The sequence below is a fragment of the Williamsia sp. D3 genome (genome assembly GCF_000506245.1).
In the GTDB taxonomy this organism is placed as follows: Bacteria; Actinomycetota; Actinomycetes; order Mycobacteriales; family Mycobacteriaceae; genus Williamsia; species Williamsia muralis.
Genome location: NZ_AYTE01000003.1, coordinates 288999 through 309767 on the forward strand (window position 1 = coordinate 288999; position 20769 = coordinate 309767).

21 protein-coding genes are annotated in these 20769 nt (G+C 66.0%); 9 read left to right on the top strand and 12 right to left on the bottom strand.

The annotated features are described in order from the left end of the window. The 3 genes from W823_RS33625 to W823_RS33635 are packed head-to-tail and all read left to right on the top strand — an operon-like array spanning nucleotide 1 to nucleotide 4828. Nucleotides 1-1710, top strand: a complete 1710-nt coding sequence (locus tag W823_RS33625; RefSeq protein ID WP_023954558.1) for an ABC transporter ATP-binding protein — start codon at nucleotides 1-3, stop codon at nucleotides 1708-1710. Further along, the gene (locus tag W823_RS33630) at nucleotides 1707-3527 is read left to right on the top strand and encodes an ABC transporter ATP-binding protein (RefSeq protein WP_023954559.1); all 1821 of its coding nucleotides are present in this window, start codon (nucleotides 1707-1709) and stop codon (nucleotides 3525-3527) included. Before W823_RS33625 ends, W823_RS33630 begins: the two co-directional genes overlap by 4 nt. After that, nucleotides 3524-4828, top strand: coding sequence for a lysine N(6)-hydroxylase/L-ornithine N(5)-oxygenase family protein (locus tag W823_RS33635; protein WP_023954560.1), 1305 nt, complete (start codon nucleotides 3524-3526; stop codon nucleotides 4826-4828). Before W823_RS33630 ends, W823_RS33635 begins: the two co-directional genes overlap by 4 nt. Here W823_RS33635 and W823_RS33640 read toward each other — a convergent pair. Together W823_RS33640 and W823_RS33645 are read right to left on the bottom strand one after the other, a co-directional pair. After that, nucleotides 4825-5238, bottom strand: coding sequence for a RidA family protein (locus W823_RS33640; protein ID WP_023954561.1), 414 nt, complete (start codon nucleotides 5236-5238; stop codon nucleotides 4825-4827). The genes W823_RS33635 and W823_RS33640 overlap by 4 nt on opposite strands. A gap of 30 nt (nucleotides 5239-5268) precedes the next feature. Then, nucleotides 5269-5898, bottom strand: a complete 630-nt coding sequence (locus W823_RS33645) for a TetR/AcrR family transcriptional regulator (RefSeq protein ID WP_031331231.1) — start codon at nucleotides 5896-5898, stop codon at nucleotides 5269-5271. 104 nt (nucleotides 5899-6002) lie between these two features. Here W823_RS33645 and W823_RS33650 point away from each other — a divergent pair, with 104 nt between their 5' ends. After that, nucleotides 6003-7106: an NAD(P)/FAD-dependent oxidoreductase gene (locus tag W823_RS33650; protein ID WP_031331232.1), complete on the top strand. Its 1104-nt coding sequence runs from the start codon at nucleotides 6003-6005 to the stop codon at nucleotides 7104-7106. Here the strand turns inward: W823_RS33650 and W823_RS33655 are convergent. Further along, complete coding sequence (locus tag W823_RS33655) at nucleotides 7103-7639, bottom strand: hypothetical protein (protein ID WP_023954564.1); 537 nt, start codon at nucleotides 7637-7639, stop codon at nucleotides 7103-7105. The two genes, W823_RS33650 and W823_RS33655, sit on opposite strands and share 4 nt — an antisense overlap. A 151-nt stretch (nucleotides 7640-7790) precedes the next feature. Between W823_RS33655 and W823_RS33660 the strand changes: the two genes are divergently transcribed. Beyond that, a complete protein-coding gene (locus tag W823_RS33660; protein ID WP_023954565.1) occupies nucleotides 7791-8579 on the top strand; it encodes a sulfite exporter TauE/SafE family protein in 789 nt (262 codons plus the stop codon). A 31-nt stretch (nucleotides 8580-8610) separates the two neighbouring features. Here the strand turns inward: W823_RS33660 and W823_RS33665 are convergent, their stop codons facing one another. Next, nucleotides 8611-9018 carry a RidA family protein gene (locus tag W823_RS33665; RefSeq protein ID WP_023954566.1) on the bottom strand — a complete coding sequence of 136 codons (408 nt, stop codon included), beginning with the start codon at nucleotides 9016-9018 and terminating at the stop codon, nucleotides 8611-8613. A 64-nt stretch (nucleotides 9019-9082) separates the two neighbouring features. Here W823_RS33665 and W823_RS33670 point away from each other — a divergent pair, with 64 nt between their 5' ends. Next, the gene (locus tag W823_RS33670) at nucleotides 9083-9703 is read left to right on the top strand and encodes a TetR/AcrR family transcriptional regulator (protein WP_023954567.1); all 621 of its coding nucleotides are present in this window, start codon (nucleotides 9083-9085) and stop codon (nucleotides 9701-9703) included. Nucleotides 9704-10155: 452 nt separating this feature from the next. Here W823_RS33670 and W823_RS33675 read toward each other — a convergent pair whose 3' ends face one another. From W823_RS33675 to W823_RS33710, 8 genes are all read right to left on the bottom strand, one after another. Beyond that, the gene (locus W823_RS33675; RefSeq protein ID WP_023954568.1) at nucleotides 10156-11790 is read right to left on the bottom strand and encodes a cation acetate symporter; all 1635 of its coding nucleotides are present in this window, start codon (nucleotides 11788-11790) and stop codon (nucleotides 10156-10158) included. Continuing rightward, nucleotides 11787-12149, bottom strand: a complete 363-nt coding sequence (locus tag W823_RS33680; protein WP_023954569.1) for a DUF485 domain-containing protein — start codon at nucleotides 12147-12149, stop codon at nucleotides 11787-11789. Before W823_RS33680 ends, W823_RS33675 begins: the two co-directional genes overlap by 4 nt. A gap of 138 nt (nucleotides 12150-12287) precedes the next feature. Further along, nucleotides 12288-14051, bottom strand: a complete 1764-nt coding sequence (locus W823_RS33685; protein ID WP_023954570.1) for a cation acetate symporter — start codon at nucleotides 14049-14051, stop codon at nucleotides 12288-12290. Nucleotides 14052-14060: 9 nt separating this feature from the next. Next, nucleotides 14061-14438 (bottom strand): membrane protein, encoded by a 378-nt coding sequence (locus W823_RS33690; RefSeq protein ID WP_023954571.1) that lies wholly within the window; start codon nucleotides 14436-14438, stop codon nucleotides 14061-14063. Then, the gene (locus W823_RS33695; RefSeq protein ID WP_235189351.1) at nucleotides 14435-15271 is read right to left on the bottom strand and encodes a LytTR family DNA-binding domain-containing protein; all 837 of its coding nucleotides are present in this window, start codon (nucleotides 15269-15271) and stop codon (nucleotides 14435-14437) included. The genes W823_RS33690 and W823_RS33695 overlap by 4 nt, the downstream gene beginning before the upstream one ends. Nucleotides 15272-15314: 43 nt before the next feature. Further along, a complete protein-coding gene (locus W823_RS33700; RefSeq protein ID WP_023954573.1) occupies nucleotides 15315-16517 on the bottom strand; it encodes a sensor histidine kinase in 1203 nt (400 codons plus the stop codon). A 27-nt stretch (nucleotides 16518-16544) separates the two neighbouring features. Further along, entirely contained in the window at nucleotides 16545-16841 is a 297-nt protein-coding gene (locus W823_RS33705) for a hypothetical protein (RefSeq protein WP_023954574.1), read from the bottom strand. Nucleotides 16842-16851: 10 nt separating this feature from the next. After that, complete coding sequence (locus tag W823_RS33710; protein ID WP_023954575.1) at nucleotides 16852-17691, bottom strand: helix-turn-helix transcriptional regulator; 840 nt, start codon at nucleotides 17689-17691, stop codon at nucleotides 16852-16854. 113 nt (nucleotides 17692-17804) lie between these two features. Here W823_RS33710 and W823_RS33715 point away from each other — a divergent pair, with 113 nt between their 5' ends. The 3 genes from W823_RS33715 to W823_RS33720 all read left to right on the top strand — a co-directional run bounded on the left by W823_RS33715 (nucleotide 17805) and on the right by W823_RS33720 (nucleotide 20760). Continuing rightward, nucleotides 17805-18806 carry an aldo/keto reductase gene (locus W823_RS33715; RefSeq protein WP_023954576.1) on the top strand — a complete coding sequence of 334 codons (1002 nt, stop codon included), beginning with the start codon at nucleotides 17805-17807 and terminating at the stop codon, nucleotides 18804-18806. A gap of 84 nt (nucleotides 18807-18890) precedes the next feature. After that, nucleotides 18891-19169 (top strand): nuclear transport factor 2 family protein, encoded by a 279-nt coding sequence (locus tag W823_RS57005; RefSeq protein WP_255326126.1) that lies wholly within the window; start codon nucleotides 18891-18893, stop codon nucleotides 19167-19169. A 106-nt stretch (nucleotides 19170-19275) separates the two neighbouring features. Then, nucleotides 19276-20760, top strand: coding sequence for a phospholipase D-like domain-containing protein (locus W823_RS33720; RefSeq protein WP_023954578.1), 1485 nt, complete (start codon nucleotides 19276-19278; stop codon nucleotides 20758-20760). The last annotated feature ends 9 nt before the right edge of the window (nucleotides 20761-20769 follow it).

Here is a 20769-nt window from a genome sequence, read left to right on the forward strand (position 1 = left end):
ATGAGGCCTCGGCACACACGTTCCGGTGCAACCATTCTCCGCGACAGTGTGCGAAGTAACGCCCCGCTGTTATCCGGCGCAGCACTTCTGCTGTGCCTCCATCAGGCCTGTGAGGTTGCGGTCCCCGTGCTGATCGGCGTGATCGTCGACCGGGCGGTGACCAACGGCGATCTTGGTTCCCTCGTCACCGGAATCACCTGGCTCGCCGCGGTGTTCGTGGCGCTGACGATCTGCTACCGACTGGGCGCACGGCTCGCGATGCGTGCCGCCCTCGATCAGGCGCATCGGCTACGTATTCATGCCACCCGCCGCGTGCTCGACCGCGCGATGCTGGACACCGACCTGCGTAGCGGGGAACTGATGGCGGTGGCGGGCACCGATGCCGACGAAACCGCGGCACTGCTCCGGTACCTGCCACAGGCGGCGGGTGCCCTGGCCGCCGTCGCGGTGTGCGGCGGCGCGTTGCTGGTCATCGACATCCCACTCGGGCTGGCCGTGTTCGTCGGTGTGCCGGTGCTGCTGCTCGGATTACAGCTCACCGCACCGGGTTTGACCCGGCAGATGATCACTCAACAACAGGGCGTGGCCGAGACGTCGGGATCAGCGGCAGACCTCATCGCCGGTCTGAGACCGCTACGCGGTATCGGAGCCGAGGAAGCGGCCGCGGCGCGCTACCAGAAGTCGAGCCAGGATGCGCTGGTCGCCATGCGGCGCGCAGCGCGTGGGCAGGGCATGTTCATGGGGGCGGCCGCAGGAATCAGCGCGATCCTCGCGGTGGGCGTCGCCACCGCTGCCGGATGGTTCGCGCTCAGTGGCCGGATCAGCGTCGGGGAGCTCGTCACCGTGCTGGGGATCGCGCAGTTCTTCCTCGAGCCCCTTGCCGTGCTCTCGATGTTGCCGGGAAAGGTGTCCACCGCCCGCGCATCGGCCGAACGACTCGCGCTCATATCGGACGCCGACGTGGTGAAGTCCCGGGCAACCATGCCGCTCGGACCCGGACCCCACGGCATCGAGTTCCGGGGTGTCGAGTACGACAGCCTGCGCGGCCTCGACCTCATCGTGAAACCCGGTGAATGCGTGGGCATCGTCGCCACCAGCGCCCACGACGCCCACGCGATACTCGCCCTGATGTCCGGCGTTTCCACTCCCCGTGCCGGGGGCGTGTGGGTGTCGGATGTGCCCGCCGATCGCACCGACACATTCGAACGGCCGCGACCACTGCTGATCGCTCCCCACGCGACTGACCTCTTCACGGGATCCGTCTTGGACAATCTCCGCGCCGGCAATGACGACCTCGACCCCATCGCGGTCGGCGAGGTGTTGCGGACCGTGGCGGGTGAAGACGTGGCCGCGGCCCACACCGACGGCCTCGATCACGTGGTCGCGGACCGTGGCTACTCGTTGTCGGGAGGGCAGCGACAGCGATTGGCACTTGTCCGCGCACTGCTCGCCGACCCCGCTGTCCTGGTCTTGCACGACCCGACCACTTCGATCGACGCCGTCACCGAACGCACTGTGGCGCACCATGTCCATCGTCTCCGGCATCAGCGACGAGCCGACCGCACCACTGTGGTGATCACCAGCAGCCCAACGCTGCTGTCGGTGATGGACCGTGTTGTGCTCGTCGACGGAGGCCGGGCCGAACGCGACGGCGCGCACGCCGATCTGACCGCCATGGACAATCGGTACCGCGAGGCGGTCCTGCGATGACCCCAGAGTTGCACGAGGACACCCGGGTCCTCCCGGTCGCTACCGGACGACAGACAAGGTCGTGGCTCGCCGCTGCCCTGGCCCACCACCGTGCGGCGGTGGCCCGTGTCATCGCCGTATCCGCCCTCGCCGCAATCGCATCCGTGACTCCGGCGTTGGCCCTGGGAGTGCTCGTCGATCGTGTGGTCGCCGGTGCCGGGACCTCCGTCCTGTTGTCCATCGCCGCCGTCGCCGCTGCCGCCGCGCTGGTGGGCGGAGTGGCTGCGGGACTGTCGGTCTACTCGGTGGCATCTCTGGGCGCCGCGCTACTGGCCGACCTCCGCGAGAGCGTGGTCCGGCGGGCGCTCCGGATGCCCACCCGTGTCATCGAAGACGCCGGACGAGGCGACCTGCTGTCCCGGGTCACCAACGATGTTGCGGCCGTGAGCAAAGCCGTGATCACGGTGCTGCCCACGGTGGTGATCGCGACCATCCTCACCGCCGTGAGTATCGCCACCATGGTGGGTCTCGACTGGCGCCTCGGTCTCGCAGGCGCAGTCGCATTGCCGCTCTACGCGCTGGCTCTGCACTGGTACCTGCCTCGGTCGTCCCCGCGCTACGCCGCCGAACGGCGTGCGGTCGGCGAGCGGTCCCAAGCCATGGTGGAGAGCTTCACCGGTCTTCGCACCGTGCACGCGTACGGACTGGAGTCGTCGCAGGCGAGCATCGTCGAGACGAAGTCCGCTGCGGCCCGCGACATCTCCGTCGCCGCGTTCACGGTGTTCACCCGCATGGTCGGCCGGGTCAATCGGGCCGAGTTCGTGGGTTTGGCAGCGGTTCTGGTGGTGGGCTTCATGCTCGTCGAGGACGGTGCCGTGTCGGTGGGTGCAACGACTGCCGCCGCGCTGCTGTTCCACCGACTCTTCAATCCGATCGGCATGATCCTGTACAGCTTCGCCGACCTTCAGCTCGCAGCGGCCGGCCTGTCCCGGCTGATCGGCGTGGCCATCTCGACCGACGTCGATTCCGACACCCCCACCGACACCCAGGCCGACAACACTCAGGTCGGCGGCGCGACACCTCGGGGAGGCACCGTCGAAGTGCGCGTCGTTCATTTCGGCTACGACGTACGCCGGCCCGTTCTTCGCGGGATCGATCTGCGCATCGAGGCGGGCACCCGAGTGGCGTTGATCGGAGCGAGTGGCGCAGGCAAGTCGACGCTGGCGGCCATGGTCGCCGGAGACCTCACCCCGACATCGGGTTCGGTGATGATCGGCGGCGTCCCGTTGGACGCGTTGCCTGCTGACGCCGTCCGGCAACACGTGGCCACGGTCAGTCAAGAGGTCCATGTGTTCGCCGGACCACTGATCGACGATCTCCGGCTGGCCAGACCGTCGGCCGACGCCGAAGAGATCTGTGCGGCACTCGACACCATCGGGGCGCTCGAATGGGTTCGCGATCTGCCCCGTGGTCTGAACACCGTCGTGGGCGAGGGCGGCCATCAGCTCACCGATGCGCAGGCTCAGCAGATAGCACTCGCCCGGTTGGTCCTGGTGGACCCGCCGATCGCCGTACTCGATGAGGCCACCGCCGAGGCGGGCAGTCTCGGCGCGCGGGATCTGGAGCGCTCGGCGGCTGCTGCCACGGCCGGGCGAACGACGTTGGTGGTGGCGCACCGGCTCAATCAGGCGATGCAGTGCGACGAGGTGGTCGTGCTCGATCGCGGCACGGTCATCGAACAGGGAACGCCAGTCCAACTGCTGGCTTCTGAAGGACTTTTCGCCCGAATGTGGGCGGCATGGACGATCCAAGAACACGGAAGGGACGCGGAGCAATGAATGACCACAACACGGAGGTCGTCGACGTCCTCGGAATCGGTTTCGGTCCGTCGAACCTCGCACTCGCCATCGCAGTGGAGGAACTGAACTCCGGACTGGACCCAGACCAGCGGATCACCGCCCGATTCGTGGAGGGCAAAGAAGAGTTCGGCTGGCACCCTGGAATGTTGCTGCCCCGCACGACGATGCAGGTGTCGTTTCTCAAAGACCTCGCGACACAGCGCAACGTTCGCAGCGAGTACACCTTCCTGAACTATCTCGCGGAGGCGAACAGGCTCACGGAGTTCGTCAACTTCCAGACATTCTTCCCCACCCGTCACGAGTTCCACGACTACCTGGAATGGGCGGCTCGCAAAGTCGATGCCGACGTCTCGTACGGCACCCGGGCTGTGCTCATCGAGAACTCCAGAGACTGCTTCGAGATCCACGTGGAAGGGCGGCACGCCGGGATCATCAGGGCCCGGAACATCGTTGTCGCAGCCGGCTTGGTGGCCAGGCTCCCCCTGGGGATCACAGCGTCGCAGCGGGTCTTCCACAACCACCAACTGCTCCCGCACCTCGCCGAGTTGCCCGAGCCCGCCGCCAACAGTTTCCTGGTGATCGGGGCCGGTCAAAGCGCAGCCGAGGTCGCGGAATACCTGCACACCAACTATCCCGGTGCGGAAGTACACGCGGTGTTCGCCAAGTACGGATACACGCCCGCCGACGACAGTCCGTACGCGAACCGGATCTTTGATCCCAACGCGGTCAACGACTTCCACTCGTCGGCTCCCGAGTTCCGGCGTCGGCTGCAGAACTATCACCGCAGCACCAACTACTCGGCGGTGGACCTCCCGCTCATCGAGGAGTTGTACGCCCGCGAATACGACGAACGAGTGCGCGGGCAACGCCGCCTGTTCGTCCACGGCGCCTCCGAGGTGACCCAGGTGGTCGAATCGGACACCGACGTGACGGTGACCGTTCGTCACGAGCCGACAGGTCTCACCGAGGACATCGTCTGTGATGCGGTGGTGTGCGCCACCGGTTTCGATCCGCTCGACCTCAAGGAGATTTTGGGGGATCTGACGAACAGCGTTGCGTACGACGCTGCCGGACCCCAGGTCGCCCGCGATTACCGCCTCATCACCACCTCACCTCTGCCCGGCGGGATCTTTTTGCAGGGAGGGACCGAACACACGCACGGCATCTCGTCGTCACTGCTGTCGAACATCGCCGTTCGCACCGGGGAGATCGTGAAGTCCGTGGCCCGCGACCGCAAAGGCGAGGCGGTGTCGACACTTTCGCGGGGGAGCCTCGGCTAGGTCTGCTCAGGCAAGGGCCGGGCGGCCACCGCCTCGACCTCGAACAGGATGTCCGGCATTGCAAGTCCCGCAACTCCGATGACCGTTTGCGTCGGCGGTGCGACGCCGCTGCCCTGCACTGCCTGGCCGATCACCCCGAGTTTCTCGAAGTCGGGATCCACCACATAGGTCCTGAGTTGGACAACGTTGCCGAGGTCGAGTCCGTGGGCGGCGAGGGCGACACCGAGGTTGCTGAAGGCCTGCTTCACCTGCCCGGCGAAGTCTGGTGAGATGACCATGCCGTCCAGGCCCGATCCGTATTGGCCCGCGACGAACACCAGCTCTGCGCCGGACGGAACGCTCGCAGTGTGGCTGTACCCGAACGGAACCGGATCATGCAGCCCCTCGGGGTTGACGATGGTGTGGGACATGACTTCACCTGTTTCTCATCGAGACGTCCTTCAGACGTCGGTCGGGTTGTGCTCTGATGTGTTGAGGGCGAATGCAAGTTGGGCGAGAACCACCTCGCGGTAGTTGACATCCGTTGCTGACAGATGTTCGAGCACAACCGGATACAGCAGGCCGACGATGTTCGCCACGACCACCTCGATGATGGCTTCCGAGCTGAAGCGGGGGCGGAAGTCACCCGCGTCAATCCCGCGCCGGACAGCGTCGGTGAAGGGCTTGCGGTACTGCTCTGCGAGCGTGGCGGCATGATGCTGCAACTCGACATCGTGCGCGGCGGCCGTCCAGAACTCCATCAGCATTCGCCAGGTGGCAACGTCCGTGGCCAGGCCGCGGTCGACCATCGCGACGAGCTGCTCCCACGGATCTTCGAATTGAGCTGCGAACTCGTTCATTGCGTCCACCGCAATGGAAGTGGCGCGATCGAAGGCTTCGACCAGCATGTCCTCGCGAGACCCGAAATAGCCCTGCAAAGTGCTCACTGCCACACCCGATGCGGCGGCGACGTCGGTGTAGCGGGTACCGCCGTACCCGCGGTCCGCGAGTGTCGCGATCACCTGGTCGAGCACGGCCGTGCGCCTCGCACCGCCCGCTCGGCGGCTGCGACTCGGTCTCGGTTCACTCATGTTCGTACCGTATCACTATACGGTACGGAGATACCAGAGCAGCTCGACCGCCGACCTGGCCGGACAGTCTCGCCGGCAGGGTGCGGATGCGTCAGACTGACACCATGACCGTGACCGTCGATTGCCTGGTCATCGGCGCAGGTGTGGTCGGCTTGGCGGTCGCGAGGCGCCTGGCGCTGGGCGGGCGGGACGTAGTGGTGGTCGACGAGGCGGATGCGATCGGCACGCAGACGAGCTCGCGCAATTCCGAGGTGATCCACGCCGGCATCTATTACCCGCGGGACAGCGCCAAGGCCCGGCACTGTGTGGCCGGTCGGCAGATGTTGTACCGCTACTGCAGCGACCGGGGCATCGATCATCGGCGGATCGGCAAGCTCATCGTGGCCACTGATTCCGACCAGCTCGCCCGCCTCGACGCGATCGCGGCTGCAGCGGCCGCAAACGGGGTCGACGACCTTCGGCCGCTGAGCCGGGACGACCTGGCCTCGATCGAACCCGGACTCGACTGTGCGGGCGCGCTCCACTCACCGTCGACGGGCATCATCGACAGCAACGGACTGATGAGGGGCCTGCATCGCGATGCCGAAGACGCCGGTACGACAACCGCTCTGCGCACCAGGATGACGGGCGGGCACATCGGGCGAAGGCAGCTCGCCATCGAGCTCGACGGCACGGCGATCAGCTGCAGAACTGTGGTGAACGCCGCCGGGCTCGGCGCCTGGGATGTCGCACGAGGCATCGAAGGTGTACCACCAGAGACCATCCCGAAGCGATTTCTGGTAAAGGGTAGCTACTTTGTTCTCGAGAGCGGCCGAGTTCCGTTCTCGCAGTTGGTCTATCCCGTACCTGTCGGCGGCGGTCTCGGCGTACACCTCACGCTGGATCTCGCCGGCCAGGCTCGGTTCGGGCCGGACGTCCAGTGGACCGACCACATCGACTACCACGTCGACGCCGCCAGAGCAGATCAGTTCCACGCAGCGATCCGGCGTTACTGGCCCGGCCTGCCGGACAACTCGCTGGTACCTGCCTACTGCGGGATCCGGCCCAAATTATCGGGCCCAGGAGACGGGGACAGCGACTTCCTCATCCAAGGCCCCGCCGCACACGGGACGCCCGGACTGGTGAATCTGTTCGGCATCGAATCACCCGGCCTGACGTCCTGCCTGTCGGTCGCAGAGGCCGTGGCGTCGCTTGTGGAGGACCGCTAGAGAATTCGGTCGTTGTCCGGATCGTCGGGATTCTCCGGTTCCTCGGGCGGGGGTTCGACCGGACGGCGCAGGTTGGCGATCGTCGCGTCGATATCGGCGAGCGCCTTCGTCTTCGACGCGTAGAAGATCTCGCCGGGAAGCAACTCGAGCCAGCGCACCGACCACCCGATGTCGCGCAACGTGTCGCCGCTCTTCTCCGGCGACGCCGCGGCAGCGATGAGTCGGTCATCGAGCTCGAACACCGCATCATCGAGGCGTCCTCGTGCGGCCAGGAGTTCGACGTCACTGCGCAGGGAAGGGTTCTCGTACACCAGGCCCATCGCGTAGCGGATGCGTCGGTGTAGGACGGCCTCGGGCACGGTGGCGGTGGTCCATTCAGCGGGCGCCCGCCCTTGCTTACCCGGGACCAGGTCGGTCGAGCGGGCGAACCGTCGCACCCGCTTGTTGGAGTCGTAGGCGAACCACAGGCCCCCGAGCAGCATCAGCACGGCGACGACCACCGCGGCGACGACGATCAGCCACGCCACATCCATCACCCTCTCGAACCGACGATCACAACCTTCTGGCCCACGTTAGTTCAGGCACGGGCGTGGCCGGGGACTGCCCGTCCGCGTCATCGCACGCCGGCCTCATCTACGCGAGGCCGCTACCAACCCGCTTCGACGCCCGTGGCACGGTGAAGCAATGTCTGTCTGGGAAGTGGTCGCGATCCTGATCGCCGGCGTGGGCGCCGGAGCGATCAACGCGGTGGTCGGCAGCGGAACACTCATCACGTTCCCCACCCTGGTTGCGTTCGGGTTCGCCCCGGTGACCGCGACGATGACCAACGCCGTGGGGTTGGTGGCCGGTGGGGTATCGGGGACGTGGGGCTACCGGCGTGAACTGCGCGGACAGTGGCCGCGGCTGCGGTGGCAGATCCCCGCCTCGTTCGTCGGAGCACTCATCGGCAGCTGGCTGCTGCTGCACCTACCGGAGAAGGCATTCGAGACGATTGTCCCGGTGCTCCTCGTCCTTGCACTGGCGCTGGTGATCTTTCAGCCCAGGATCCAGCGTTGGACAGCCTCTCGGATGGCCTCGGCACCCGTCGACGACAACAACGACACCGTGCTCAGTCCCACGCGCCTGGCTCTGGTCACCGGGGCGACACTGCTCGTCGGTGTCTATGGCGGTTACTTCACTGCGGCACAAGGCATTTTGCTGATGGGCGCGATGGGCGTGCTCGTCTCCGACAACCTGCAACGCCTCAATGCCGCCAAGAACCTGCTCTCCCTCATCGTAAATGTGGTCGCCGCGGTCACCTACACCATCGTTGCGTTCGACCGAATCGACTGGGCCGCCGCCGGTCTCATCGCCATCGGTTCGCTCGTCGGCGGAGTGATCGGCGCCAAGTACGGCCGGAAGTTGTCACCGTCGGCATTGCGAGGCGTGATTGTGCTGGTCGGTCTGATCGGTTTGTGGCGACTGCTCGTCTGACCTACCGCGAGACGCTCCAGCATCGGAGCCGTCAGGGCAAGACGGCGGTGGCCTCGACCTCCACCAGCAGATCAGGCTCGCCCAGGGACGCGACACCCAGAAGCGTGATGGGTTTGGTGGGGTCCACCCCCAGCTTCGCCGCAGCCCGGGCAACACCTTCACCGAGGAGCGGGAACTTCTCCTCACTCCAATCCACCACGTAGACGGTCAGCTTGGCGACATCGTCGAACGTGCCACCCGCCGCGGCCATACCCGTCGCGATGTTGAGGTACGCCTGCTCCACCTGTGCGGCGAGGTCGCCCTCCCCCACAGGTTTGCCATCGGCGTCGCGAGCGACCTGTCCCGCGAGAAACACCATCCGGGACCCGGTGGCAACCGAGAGTTGCCGGTACACATCGGGTTTGGGCAAGCCATCAGGGTTCATCAGTGTCACGGGCATGGCAATCTCCTTCTCGAGGTTCTGCGGTCCTCCAAACCATAGCAGTGTTATGTATTGTGGAGAAGTGGTCAGAACAAGAGATCCGGCAGTACGTGCCCTGTTGGTCGAGCGCGCTGCGGTGATGTTGGGTCAGCGCGAATCCATCACCCTGCGCGCGCTCGTCGACGGGACAGGCGTTTCGACGATGGCGGTGTACACCTACTTCGGCGGGATGGACGGCCTGCGGATGGCGGTGCGGCAGGAGGGGTTCACCCGGCTGGAAGCACTTCTGCAAGAGGTCCCGGTCACCCGCGACCCGGTCAAAGACCTTGTGGCACTGTCTGCTGCGTACGTCACCAATGCGGCACACAACCCCGACCTCTACCGGGTGATGTTCGAAGACGGCATCGCACTGGAAGATCCCGCTGCCGCCGACAACACCTTGGAGCATCTCGTGCAGGCCGTGGCGCGAGCCCGAGACCATGGACGGCTGCAAGATGACGTCGACCCACTCGATCTCGCGACGCAGTGCTGGATCGTCGGGCATGGGCTGGTGTCGCTGGTGGTCACCGGACCACTGCCACCACAGGCAATCCATCACGGTGCGGCGATGCTCACCTCGCTGCTGACCGGAGCCGGCGACGCACCGGACACGTGCAAGCGGTCGGTGCGGCTGGGATGGAAACCCGACATCCCCGGCATCTGACCGACATGGCGCGCACCCTCCGACTCCAGCGACTTCCTCCGACTGCAACCGGAGGAACTGACCCAAGCCGGAGGATCTGAGGTCAAGGCACGCACAACCTCCGACTCCAGCGACTTTCTCCGACTGCAACCGGAGGAACTGACCCAAGCCGGAGGATCTACCCCACGGCACGCACACCCTCCGGTTTCGGCGACTTCCTCCAACTGCAACCCGAGCATCTGACCGCAATCGGAGGAACTACCCGCACGGCCACATAACCTCCGACTTCAACCGGAGCCTGCGAACAAACTGACTCGGCCCCACCATTCCTGTGTTGGTGGGGCCGAGTCTTTCGGAGGATGTGGCCGCGGTTGTTCTGGACTGCCGACGAGCCGGCGCAGCGATGTGAGGAGAAGGGAAGAACTACCGCCTGATGGCCACGTCCGACAAAGCGAGCAGAGCGAGCAGAAGGATCAGTGGGATACTGCCTTCTCGACGCCCACTCCGGTCAGCGATCGAACTTCTATCTCGGCCTGCTTGGCAGCGTTCTCCTTGCGACGGCCGCCGATGTAGGTACCGATCACCGCGAGCAGGAAGCCGGCCGGGATCGACACGATGCCCGGATTCGACATCGGGAAGAGGTCGAAGTTGGCGTCGGGGAACATCGAGGTCGGCTTGCCCGACACCGCAGGCGAGATCACGATCAACCCGATGCAGGTGATGAGACCGCCGTAGATGCTGAACAGTGCGCCGGTGGTGTTGAACCGCTTCCAGAACAGCGAGAACAGCAACGTCGGCAGGTTGGCCGACGCGGCGACCGCGAAGGCGAGAGCCACCAGGAAGGCGATGTTCTGCCCCATGGCCGCGATGCCCAGGACGATGGAGACCACGCCGATCACGACCACGGTGATGCGTGAGACCCGGACCTGTTGTTCCTCGGTGGCGTTGCCGCGCTTGATGACACTGGCGTAGATGTCGTGGGCAAACGATGCCGACGCGGTGATCGCCAGGCCGGCAACCACGGCGAGGATCGTCGCGAAGGCGACCGCCGAGATCACCGCCAGGAAGATGGTTCCGCCGAGTTCGAACGCCAGCAACGGTGCCGCCGAATTCTCCTTACCCGGTGCCGCGAGGATCTTGTCCGGTCCCACCGACTTGGCGGCTCCGTAACCCAGCACCAGGGTGAACAGGTAGAACGCGCCGATCAGGGCGATTGCCCAGGTGACCGAGCGACGAGCTTCCTTGGCGGTCGGCACGGTGTAGAAGCGCATCAACACGTGGGGCAGGCCTGCGGTACCAAGGACCAGGGCGATGCCCAACGAGATGAAGTCGAGCTTGGACATGTCACTGATGCCGTACTTGGCGCCCGGCGCGGCGATGTCACGACCGGCGACGGCTTCGCTCGCCGAACCACTCACGGTGGCTTGGGCATCGGCGATCAACTGCGAGAAGTTGCCTTTCACGGCGAACAGCACCAGGACGAACATCACGCCGGCGCCGGCGATCAACAGCACCGCCTTGACCATCTGGACGTAGGTGGTGCCTTTCATGCCGCCGATGAGGACGTACGCGATCATCAGCACACCGACGACCGCGACGACGACGCCCTGACCGAACTTGCCGTCGATGTTGAGCAGCAGCGCCACGAGTCCACCGGCACCGGCCATCTGGGCGAGCAGGTAGAACAGCGAGACCGTCAGCGTCGACAGTGCAGCAGCCATCCGCACGGGGCGCTCTTGGAGCCGGAAACTCAACACGTCGGCCATCGTGAAACGGCCTGTGTTGCGCAGCAATTCGGCAACGAGAAGCAGGGCGACCAGCCACGCGACGAGGAAGCCCACCGAGTAGAGGAAGCCGTCATAGCCGTAAACCGCGATGGCACCGGCGATTCCGAGGAACGACGCGGCCGACAGATAGTCACCGGCGATCGCGAAGCCGTTCTGCGGTCCGGAGAACTGGCCGCCACCGGTGTAGAAGTCAGAAGCCTTCTTGGTGGTCTTGCTGGCGCGGATCACGATCGTCATGGTGATGACAACAAACGCCACGAAGATGGCGATGTTCAGCGCGGGGTTGCCGACAGAGGCGGCGCCTGCAGCGAGCGAGGTCATTTGAGCGGTCCTTCCAGCTCGTCGCGGATCGCGGCAGCGCGGGGATCGAGGTCACGGTTGGCGAACCGGACGTAGACGGCGGTGATCACAAAGGTCGTCAGGAATTGACCGAGACCGAGGATGATGCCCAGGTTGATGTTTCCCCAGACCTTGGTGGCCATGAAGTCGCTGGCGTAGGTCGCGAGCAGGACATAGAGCATGTACCAGGCGAGGAAAAAGGCCGTCAGAGGAAAGACGAAGACGCGTAGGCGGCGACGCAGGTCCTGGAACTCAGGGCTGGCCTGCATGTCGATGAATGCCTGCGCGTCCGGTGCGGGTCGCTGTGGCGACGCCTCCGGGCTCAGGTCGGATGTGGTCATGACGACTCCTGGGGTGAAGGGAAAAGCTCGTATCGGACATTAGTGAGATGCCGGTCACAGCAGAAGGATGTGGCCGCAGTCACACGGCGAGCTGTCGAACTGTGCGATGAACGGTCGGTTGAGCGCGACGAACGGCACCTACTCCGGCCGCAGATTCGCCTCTCGGTCCTTGCCGACACCAAGGCGTTCAGGAGCATGGAGCCTGGTGAGCAGTCGGCCGACATCGGCTGGGATCTGGTGCGGGGTGAGCTTGCTGACCAGCACCATCGAAGCGAACGCGAGGGGCACACTCACCGCTGCGGGATAGCCGATGATCGTGGCGATCCAGCCTTCCTGCAGGACATCGGCGATGCCCGTGATCGACGTGGCCAGCGCCGCACCCCCGGCGACCACCCCGCCGACGATCAACCCCGCTGCGGCGCCTGCCGCCGTCAGGCCACGCCACCAGATACCGAGAACCAGCAGTGGACACAGGGTCGACGCGGCCACCGCGAACACCAGGCCCACCGTGCGCGACAGGTCGATCGACGTCACGGCCACCGCGAGGAACAACGGCACCAATCCGGCGAGCAGCGAGGCGATCCGGAAGTCCCGGACCCGACCACGCAAGACATCGGTACTCAGCACGCCGGCCACACTCACCAGCAGCCCCGACGAGGTGGACAGGAACGCCGCGATCGCCCCCGCGGCCACCAGAGCGGCCAGGAGTTGCCCGCCCAGCCCGGACACCACCGATCCAGGAAGGAGCAGTACCGCGGCGTCGGATGCACCGGTGATCAGCAGCTGCGGCACCCACAGCCGAGCGAAAGCGCCGAGCAGGGTGGGGAACAGATAGAACACCGCCAGCAGACCCACCACCGCCAATGAGGTTGCGCGGGCGGCCCGCCCATCGGGATTGGTGTAGAAGCGGACCAGGACATGCGGCAATCCCATGGTGCCGAGGAAGATGCCGATGATCAGTGAATACACCTGATACATCGGGTGGTCGCCCCCGAATCCCCATCCGGGAGTGGCCCATTGATCGTGCGTGGCCGGCGCACCCGACACCACCGGTACGGCCGCACCCGGCGCCAGCACCAAAGACGTACCCGCACTGACGTCATGGTCGCCCGCGGTCAGCCTGATCGGGCCGCTCACCTCACCACCGTCGACCGTGCCGTCCGCGGTGACCCAGAGGTCGCTGTTGACCTGCACCACCACGTCGGTGGTGACGTCGACGGTGGTCTGTTCGGCGACGGTGGGAGGGGCCGCCGACCCCAATTCCTGGTCTTCTCCATAGAAGTGGATCGCCAGCACGATCGCCGGTACCGCGATGGCCGTGAGTTTGAGCCAGTACTGAAATGCCTGGACGAAGGTGATCGACCGCATCCCGCCGCCGATCACGTTGGCGATCACGATGACCCCGACCAGCACTGCCCCCACCCACGGCGACGTACCCAGCAGGATGTTAAGGGTCAGTCCGGCACCCTGGAGTTGAGGGACCATGTAGAGGATGCAGATCAACACCACCACGGCGGTGGCGAGCTTGCGCAACAGTGTTGACCCGAGCCGGAATTCGGCGAAGTCGGGGACGGTGTAAGCCCCTGATCGCCGCAGTGGTGCCGCGACGAACAACAGCAGTCCGACGTAGCCTGCGGTGAATCCGATCGGATACCACAGTGCGTCGGTTCCGTACTTCGCGATCAGGCCCGCCACACCCAGAAAGGATGCAGCCGAGAGGTATTCACCGGAGATCGCGGCGGCGTTCCAGTTCGGTCCGACACTGCGGGAGGCGACCAGGAAGTCAGAAGTGGTGCGGGCCAGCCGCACTCCGTACGTCCCGATCGCCACGGTCGCCACTGCCGCGGCGATCAGCGCCAGCAGGGTCGCAGTCGGTACCGATTGTCCGGTGATGGTCTCCATGGCGAGCGGTCAATCGTCGACCAGGTCGGCGAACTCTTGTTCGTTGCGGTCGGCGAGCCGGTTGTAGATCCACGAGACCCCGAGGAGCACCGGGTAAACGCCCACTCCCAGAACCAGCCAGGGCAGCCGGATCCCCCACACCGTCACCTCGGACAGATCGGGAAAAACCGCCCACAGCAACGGGATCGCGCACAACATCGCCACGGTGAACCCGGCGAGCCGCAAAGCCAGTCCCAGCTGCGCCCGCATCAACCCGCGAATGAGGGCGTCACCGACCTCGGTCTGCTCTTGCACCTCCACCCGGGACCGGACCCGGCGGGCTCCGCGCCGCTTGGCGAGTACCACCCGCTCACGGGGCCGCGGCTGACCCTCGGCGGGCGACGTCACGGCGCATTCCGGGTCTGCCGGGGAATCCGGACCAGACGGTCCTTCAGCTCACGTGTGTGCCGACGACTGACGGGGAGTTCGACCGGCCGCCCGTCCCGGACCGAACGCAGGCACACCACGGTCCCCGACCCCACCGTGCGGATGCCGGTGACCAGAGGCAAGGCCACGAGATAGGACCGGTGGACACGCAGGAATCCGGCGTCGCGCCAACGATCCTCGAGTGTGGAGATGGGGATGCGGACCAGGTGCGAACCGGTGGCGGTGTGCAAACGGGTGTAGTCGCCGTCGGCCTCCACCCAGTTCACCGTCGACCGGGGCACCAGCGTGGTGGTCCCGCCCATCTCGACCGGGATCACCTCATCGAAGTCGCCGTCCGCCGCAGAGTCCTGCCGGGAAGCTGCGGGGGTCGATGGCCCCCGCTGCTCCCCGTGCTCGAGCACCCGGCGGACGGACTCCGCCAGCCGCTGCGCGCGCAGTGGTTTGAGTAGATAGTCGACGGCCCCGAGGTCGAAAGCCCTGACGGCGCGATCCTCGTGAGCGGTCACGAACACCACGGCCGGCGGGTGCGCGAACGCGGCCAGCACACCCGCGAGCTCCAGGCCGTCGAGACCGGGCATGTTGATGTCGAGGAACACCGCGTCGATCGCTCCCGGTCGATCCTTGATCAATCTCAGGGCAGTGGTGGCATCGCCCGCGGTCAGCACTTCTCCGACGGCCTCTTGGGCACGCAGGAGGTAGCTGAGCTCGTCGAGCGCGGGCCATTCGTCGTCCACGGCGAGCACGGTCAGCGCATGCCGGCCCGGTCGTCCTGGACTGTTCGGTGTCTGCGTCACAACGCATCCATGGTGCCACGCACACCGGTCCGCGCGGTTCTTCTCACGCGGAGATGCCCGGCCGGAATTTCGGTACCCGCATGCTCACCTTGGTTCCCGCTCCCGGCGCGGTCTCGACCACCAGACCGTAGTCGTTGCCGAATGCTGCCCGCAGGCGGTCGTCGACGTTGGCCAGGCCCACGTGTGCGGACTCGGTCGCAGTTGCGGTGGCACCGGACACGATGGCGTCGAGGTCACCCGATCGCAGCAGATCCGGGTCCATTCCCACGCCGTTGTCCTCCACGCTGATCACGCAGTCGGTGCCTTCGTCGGCGGCAACGATGGTCACCGTGCCACCGTCGGGTTTGCTCGAGATACCGTGCCGCACCGCGTTTTCCACCAGCGGTTGCAGGGCAAGAAACGGCAGCACCACGTTGAGCACCTCGGGCGCCACCTGCAGGCGGACCTGCAGGGCACTACCGAAACGAGCCCGCTCCAGGGTGAGGTAGCGATCGATGTTCCGGAGTTCGTCGGCGAGCACGGTGTATTCACCTGCCGACCGGAAGGAGTACCGGGTGAAGTCCGCGAACTCGAGGATCAGCTCGCGCGCCTGATCGGGATCGGTGCGCACGAAGGACGCGACCGTGTTCAGCGCGTTGTAGATGAAGTGTGGACTGATCTGTGCGCGCAGAGCCCGCACCTCGGCGCGGTCGAGCCGGGCCCGCGAGGCATCGAGTTCGGCCAGTTCGATCTGGCTCCCCGCATATCGGGCCACCTCCGTGATCGCCGACAACATGCCCGGCCCCGGCTGGATGCGCGTCACCACCCCCATCACCCCCACCGACGCGGAATCCTCGAGCAGCAGCGGCTGCACGATGAGCGCGCGCACCCCGGGCTCATCCAGGTCAGGGGCTTTGATGAGGATGCGGCGACCTTCGTCGGCGGCGCGCACCGCGGCCTGGGCAAAGGAGTCGGTCAGAGCTTCGTGTGGCCCCGTCCAGGCCAGGAGCGTTCCGTCCGCGTCGGCGAGTCCGAGGGCATCCGCAGACGTCAGCTCCCGTAGATGCGGCGCTGCTTCGGCCGCCGAATCGGCGCCCAGGCCGCGGCGTAACGGGACAGCCGCAAGTGACGCAGTGTGAAGTGTCGCGTGCACGACGCGTTCGGCGGGAGTGGTCAGCGTCGGCCGGGTGCGCACGCGCAGGGCCAGCACCGCCACCACGACGAGCAGGACAGCGATGACCGCGAGGGTGAGCGCGATGCCGGACATCAGCGGGTCATCACGCTCGCGACCCGACTAGCGGTCGCCGAGGGCGTATGCGGCAGCAGAGGTTGCCGCGGTGACGGTCAGCACCGACGGCCACGCGCCGATCTTCTTGGCGAGAGGATGGGAGGCCCCGAATGCGAACAGATAGCCACCGAGCAGCGGGGCCGCCACAGCAGGTCCCTTTGTCTGCCACCACTGGGCGGTGCTCCAGGCGCCGGCCGCGGCCAGGACGACCCCGCCGAGTTCGCGGCGTCCCGAGTACCTGGCGGCGGCGAAACCACCGATGAGTCCGGCAGCGACAACAGGTGCGGTGTAGGTGGAAGTCACACCAGCGACTCTAACCGCTGAGCGCCTGGGTTCCGATGACACCGAGAAGGTCCAGTCGCTCCCTGGCCTCGGTCCCCGGCTGGGGAAAGTAGACGAGCAGGTGCTGGTCTTCCTTCTGGGTCACAAGGGTCTCGCACAACAGCGCGATCTCCCCGACCTCCGGGTGGATGAACCGTTTGAGAGCACTGGTCCGGGTGGCCACGTGGTGTTCGGACCACAACGCCGCGAACTCAACGCTGGCTGTGTGAAGGGCGCCGACCAGTTCGGTGACGGTGGCGTCGTCGCCACGCTTGGCCGCGATCGCTCGCAGATCGCTGACGTGTTTGTGGCTCATCCGAGCCCAGTCCTCGGGATTGAAGCGTTCCCTGGTCGCGGGGTCGGTGAACCAGCGCCAGGTGTGGAAGCGGTCCAGACCCGTGACCGTCGACTGATCGCCGACGAGAAGCAGGTTCATCCGGTTTTGGGCCAGCGTCTCGCCGAGGTCGGAGATCACGCACGCCGGGATGTCGTCGAGTTTGTCGAGGAGGTGCAGCAAGCCCGGACCCACGTGGGAGTCGCCGCCGATACGCGGAGGCGGAGCATGCCCGCACAACAGGTAGAGATGGTCGCGTTCGTCATCGGTGAGCCGCAGCGCCCGCGCCATCGAGGCGACGATCTGCGTTGAAGGATGCGGCCCACGAGATTGCTCGAGCCGGGTGTAGTAGTCGGTGGACATCCCGGCCAGCACGGCGACCTCGTCGCGACGCAGGCCTGGCGTGCGGCGGCGCACACCCTCGGGCAACCCGACATCGCGCGGCACCAGGGCCGCGCGGCGCCGGCGCAGGAAATCGGCCAGCTCGGCGCGATCCATTCGTTGACTCACATCCACCACTGTGCCGTTCGCGCGCCACCTCAACCAGGGATCGGCGGTCCCCCGATGACCGGTCTCTGCCGCCGGGGCGGCAACCGGCCGAAGGTGAATGCATGAACATTCAACAGGTAACCCTCGGAAAAACTGGTCCCACGGTCTCGCGCATCGGCCTCGGTGCGATGGGCATGTCCGGCGTCTACGGACCCAGCGATGACGCCGAGTCGATCGCCACCATCCATGCCGCCATCGACGCCGGCGTCAACCTGATCGACACGGGCGACTTCTACGGCATGGGGCACAACGAGATGCTGATCGGCCGGGCACTGCGAGACCGTAGCCGCGACGACGTCCAGCTCAGCGTGAAGTTCGGCGCACTTCGCTCCCCCGACAACGGGTGGGGTGGCTTCGACGGACGACCGGAGGCGGTGAAGAACTTCCTCGCCTACACGTTGACGCGACTCGGGGTCGACCACATCGACATCTACCGCCCGGCCAGGCTCGATCCCGCGGTGCCGATCGAAGACACGGTGGGCGCCATCGCCGAGATGGTCCAGGCCGGATATGTGCGGCACATCGGGCTGTCGGAGGTGGGCAGTGAGACGCTCCGTCGCGCCACAGCCGTGCATCCGATCGCCGATCTGCAGATCGAATACGCGCTCATATCCAGGGGCATCGAAGCCGACATCCTGCCGACCGCGCGCGAGCTCGGGATCGGGATCACGGCATACGGAGTGTTGTCGCGGGGCCTGCTCAGCGACAGCGTCTCGGTGGCGAGCACCTTCGCCGCCGACGACTTCCGTGCGCACAGCCCGCGGTTCCAAGGTGACAACCTCGCGAGAAACCTGACGCTGGTCGACACCCTGGGCACCATCGCAAAGGAACGTGGGGTGACGGTGGCGCAACTCGCCATCGCGTGGGTGCTAGCCCAGGGCGACGACATCGTGCCGGTCATCGGGGCCCGGAAGGTGGTTCGGCTGCACGAAACCCTGGCGGCCCTCGACATCCATCTCACTGCCGACGAACTGGCCACCATCGAATCGGCGGTTCCGCCCGATGCGGTCGCCGGCGATCGGTATGCCGAGGCGCAGATGGCCATGCTCGACAGCGAGCGCTGATCCCGCGACCTCCCCGATCCATGCAGGGTTTGTGTTCGTCCGCCGTCACTGCAACGCCGGTATTCGTACACAAAGCCTGCATGGATCGCCTACTGTCCCGACGGCACACCCCGCACCAAGCACGTCACGACGAACATCCACCTCGAGATCGACGGCGGGTCGGCGGCCGTGCGGTCATACTTCACGGTCATTCAGGCGGTGTCCGGGTTGTCGCTACAGCCGATCATCGCCGGACGGTACCGGGATCGATTCGCCAGAACGGCCGACGGCTGGCAGTTCGCCGAACGGGTGGTCACCATCGATTTGATCGGCGACGTCAGCGGGCATCTTCGCGGGACGCGACCCGCTCCCGTCACCGACTGAGCATCCTCACGACCCTCGTACCGCTGGTCAGCGCCGCCGAATGGATGAGTCCAACAGGACCATGTACTTTTAGCATCGCTATTCATCGAAGAAGTCGAGGACATCAGTGACCGAAGACAGCCGAGTGCTGGTTCCCGGCGACACCTGCTGGCAGATCGCTCGAGCCGATCGCCTCGCCTGCATCATCGATGCCGCCGACTACTTCTTCTACGCCAAGTCGGCCATGCTCGAGGCACGCCATCGGATCATTCTGATCGGCTGGGACTTCGACACCCGCATCAAGCTCGAGCCGGGCGGCCAGACCCTCGAAGGGCCCAATCGTCTCGGCGATTTCCTCAAGTGGTTACCGAAGCACCGGCCCGGCCTCGACATCCATCTGCTGAAGTGGAATCTCGGCGCTCTGACCGCCATGACCCGGGGCATGGCCCCGATCTTCATCGACAACTGGCTGACCGACGAGAGCCTGCACTTCGAACTCGACGGCGCGCACCCGGTGGGCGCCGCGCATCACCAGAAGATCCTGGTGATCGATGACCAGCTCGCGTTCTGCGGCGGCATCGACATGACGGTCGACCGGTGGGACACCTCAGACCACAAGGACAGCAACGACTTCCGGACCAAACCCAGCGGAAAGTCCTACGGCCCATGGCATGACGCGACCACCGCGGTCGATGGGGACGCCGCGCGAGCGATCGGCGAGATGGCCCGCGACCGGTGGAAGGCCGCGACCGGGACAACGCTCGAGCAGATAGCCGGTGATTCCGAGGGTGACCAGTGGCCCAAGGGACTGGTCCCCACGCTGGAGTCGGTGGACGTGGCCGTCGCACGCACACTGCCGGAGATTCCGGGCCGCGACGAGGTGCGGGAGATCGAGGCGCTCTACCTGGCGGCCATCGCGAGTGCGCGGCGTTATCTCTACATCGAGAGCCAGTATCTGGCATCACGCACCATCGCCGAAGCAATGGCCGAGCGTCTCGGCGAGTCCGACGGACCCGAAATCATGGTGGTGCTGCCACGCAACGCCGAAGGCTGGCTCGGACAGCAGACCATGGACGGTGCCCGCCACCGATTGCTCAAGCTCCTGTGGAAGGCGGACGTGCACAACCGTTTCCGTGCATTCCACCCCGTGACCACCGGGGGTGAGCCGATCTACGTCCACGCCAAGATCCTCATCATGGACGACAGCGTGCTCCGGGTCGGCTCGTCCAACCTCAACAACCGCTCGCTCGGGTTCGACAGCGAATGCGACCTCGCCGTCGAGATCCGCGATGACGATGCCACCGCCGATGAGCACCGGGCAAGCATTCGGCACGTTCGCGATCGCCTCCTCGGCGAGCACCTCGACGTCGGAACCGAGGGCTTCACGGAAGCGCTCACGAAGCACAATTCGCTGGTGGCCACCGTCGATGCGCTTCGCGGAGAAGGCAAGACGCTGGTGGAGTTCGACCGGGAGGCCATCGACGGCGAGGAGAACCCCCTCGCCGAGAACGAGCTGATGGATCCAGAGCAGGCACCGTCGTCGTTGTTCCAGCGGACGTACCGGGAACTCGCTCGCAGACGCTCGGTTCGACGCCAATCCGCCCACGGCTGAACGGCTTAC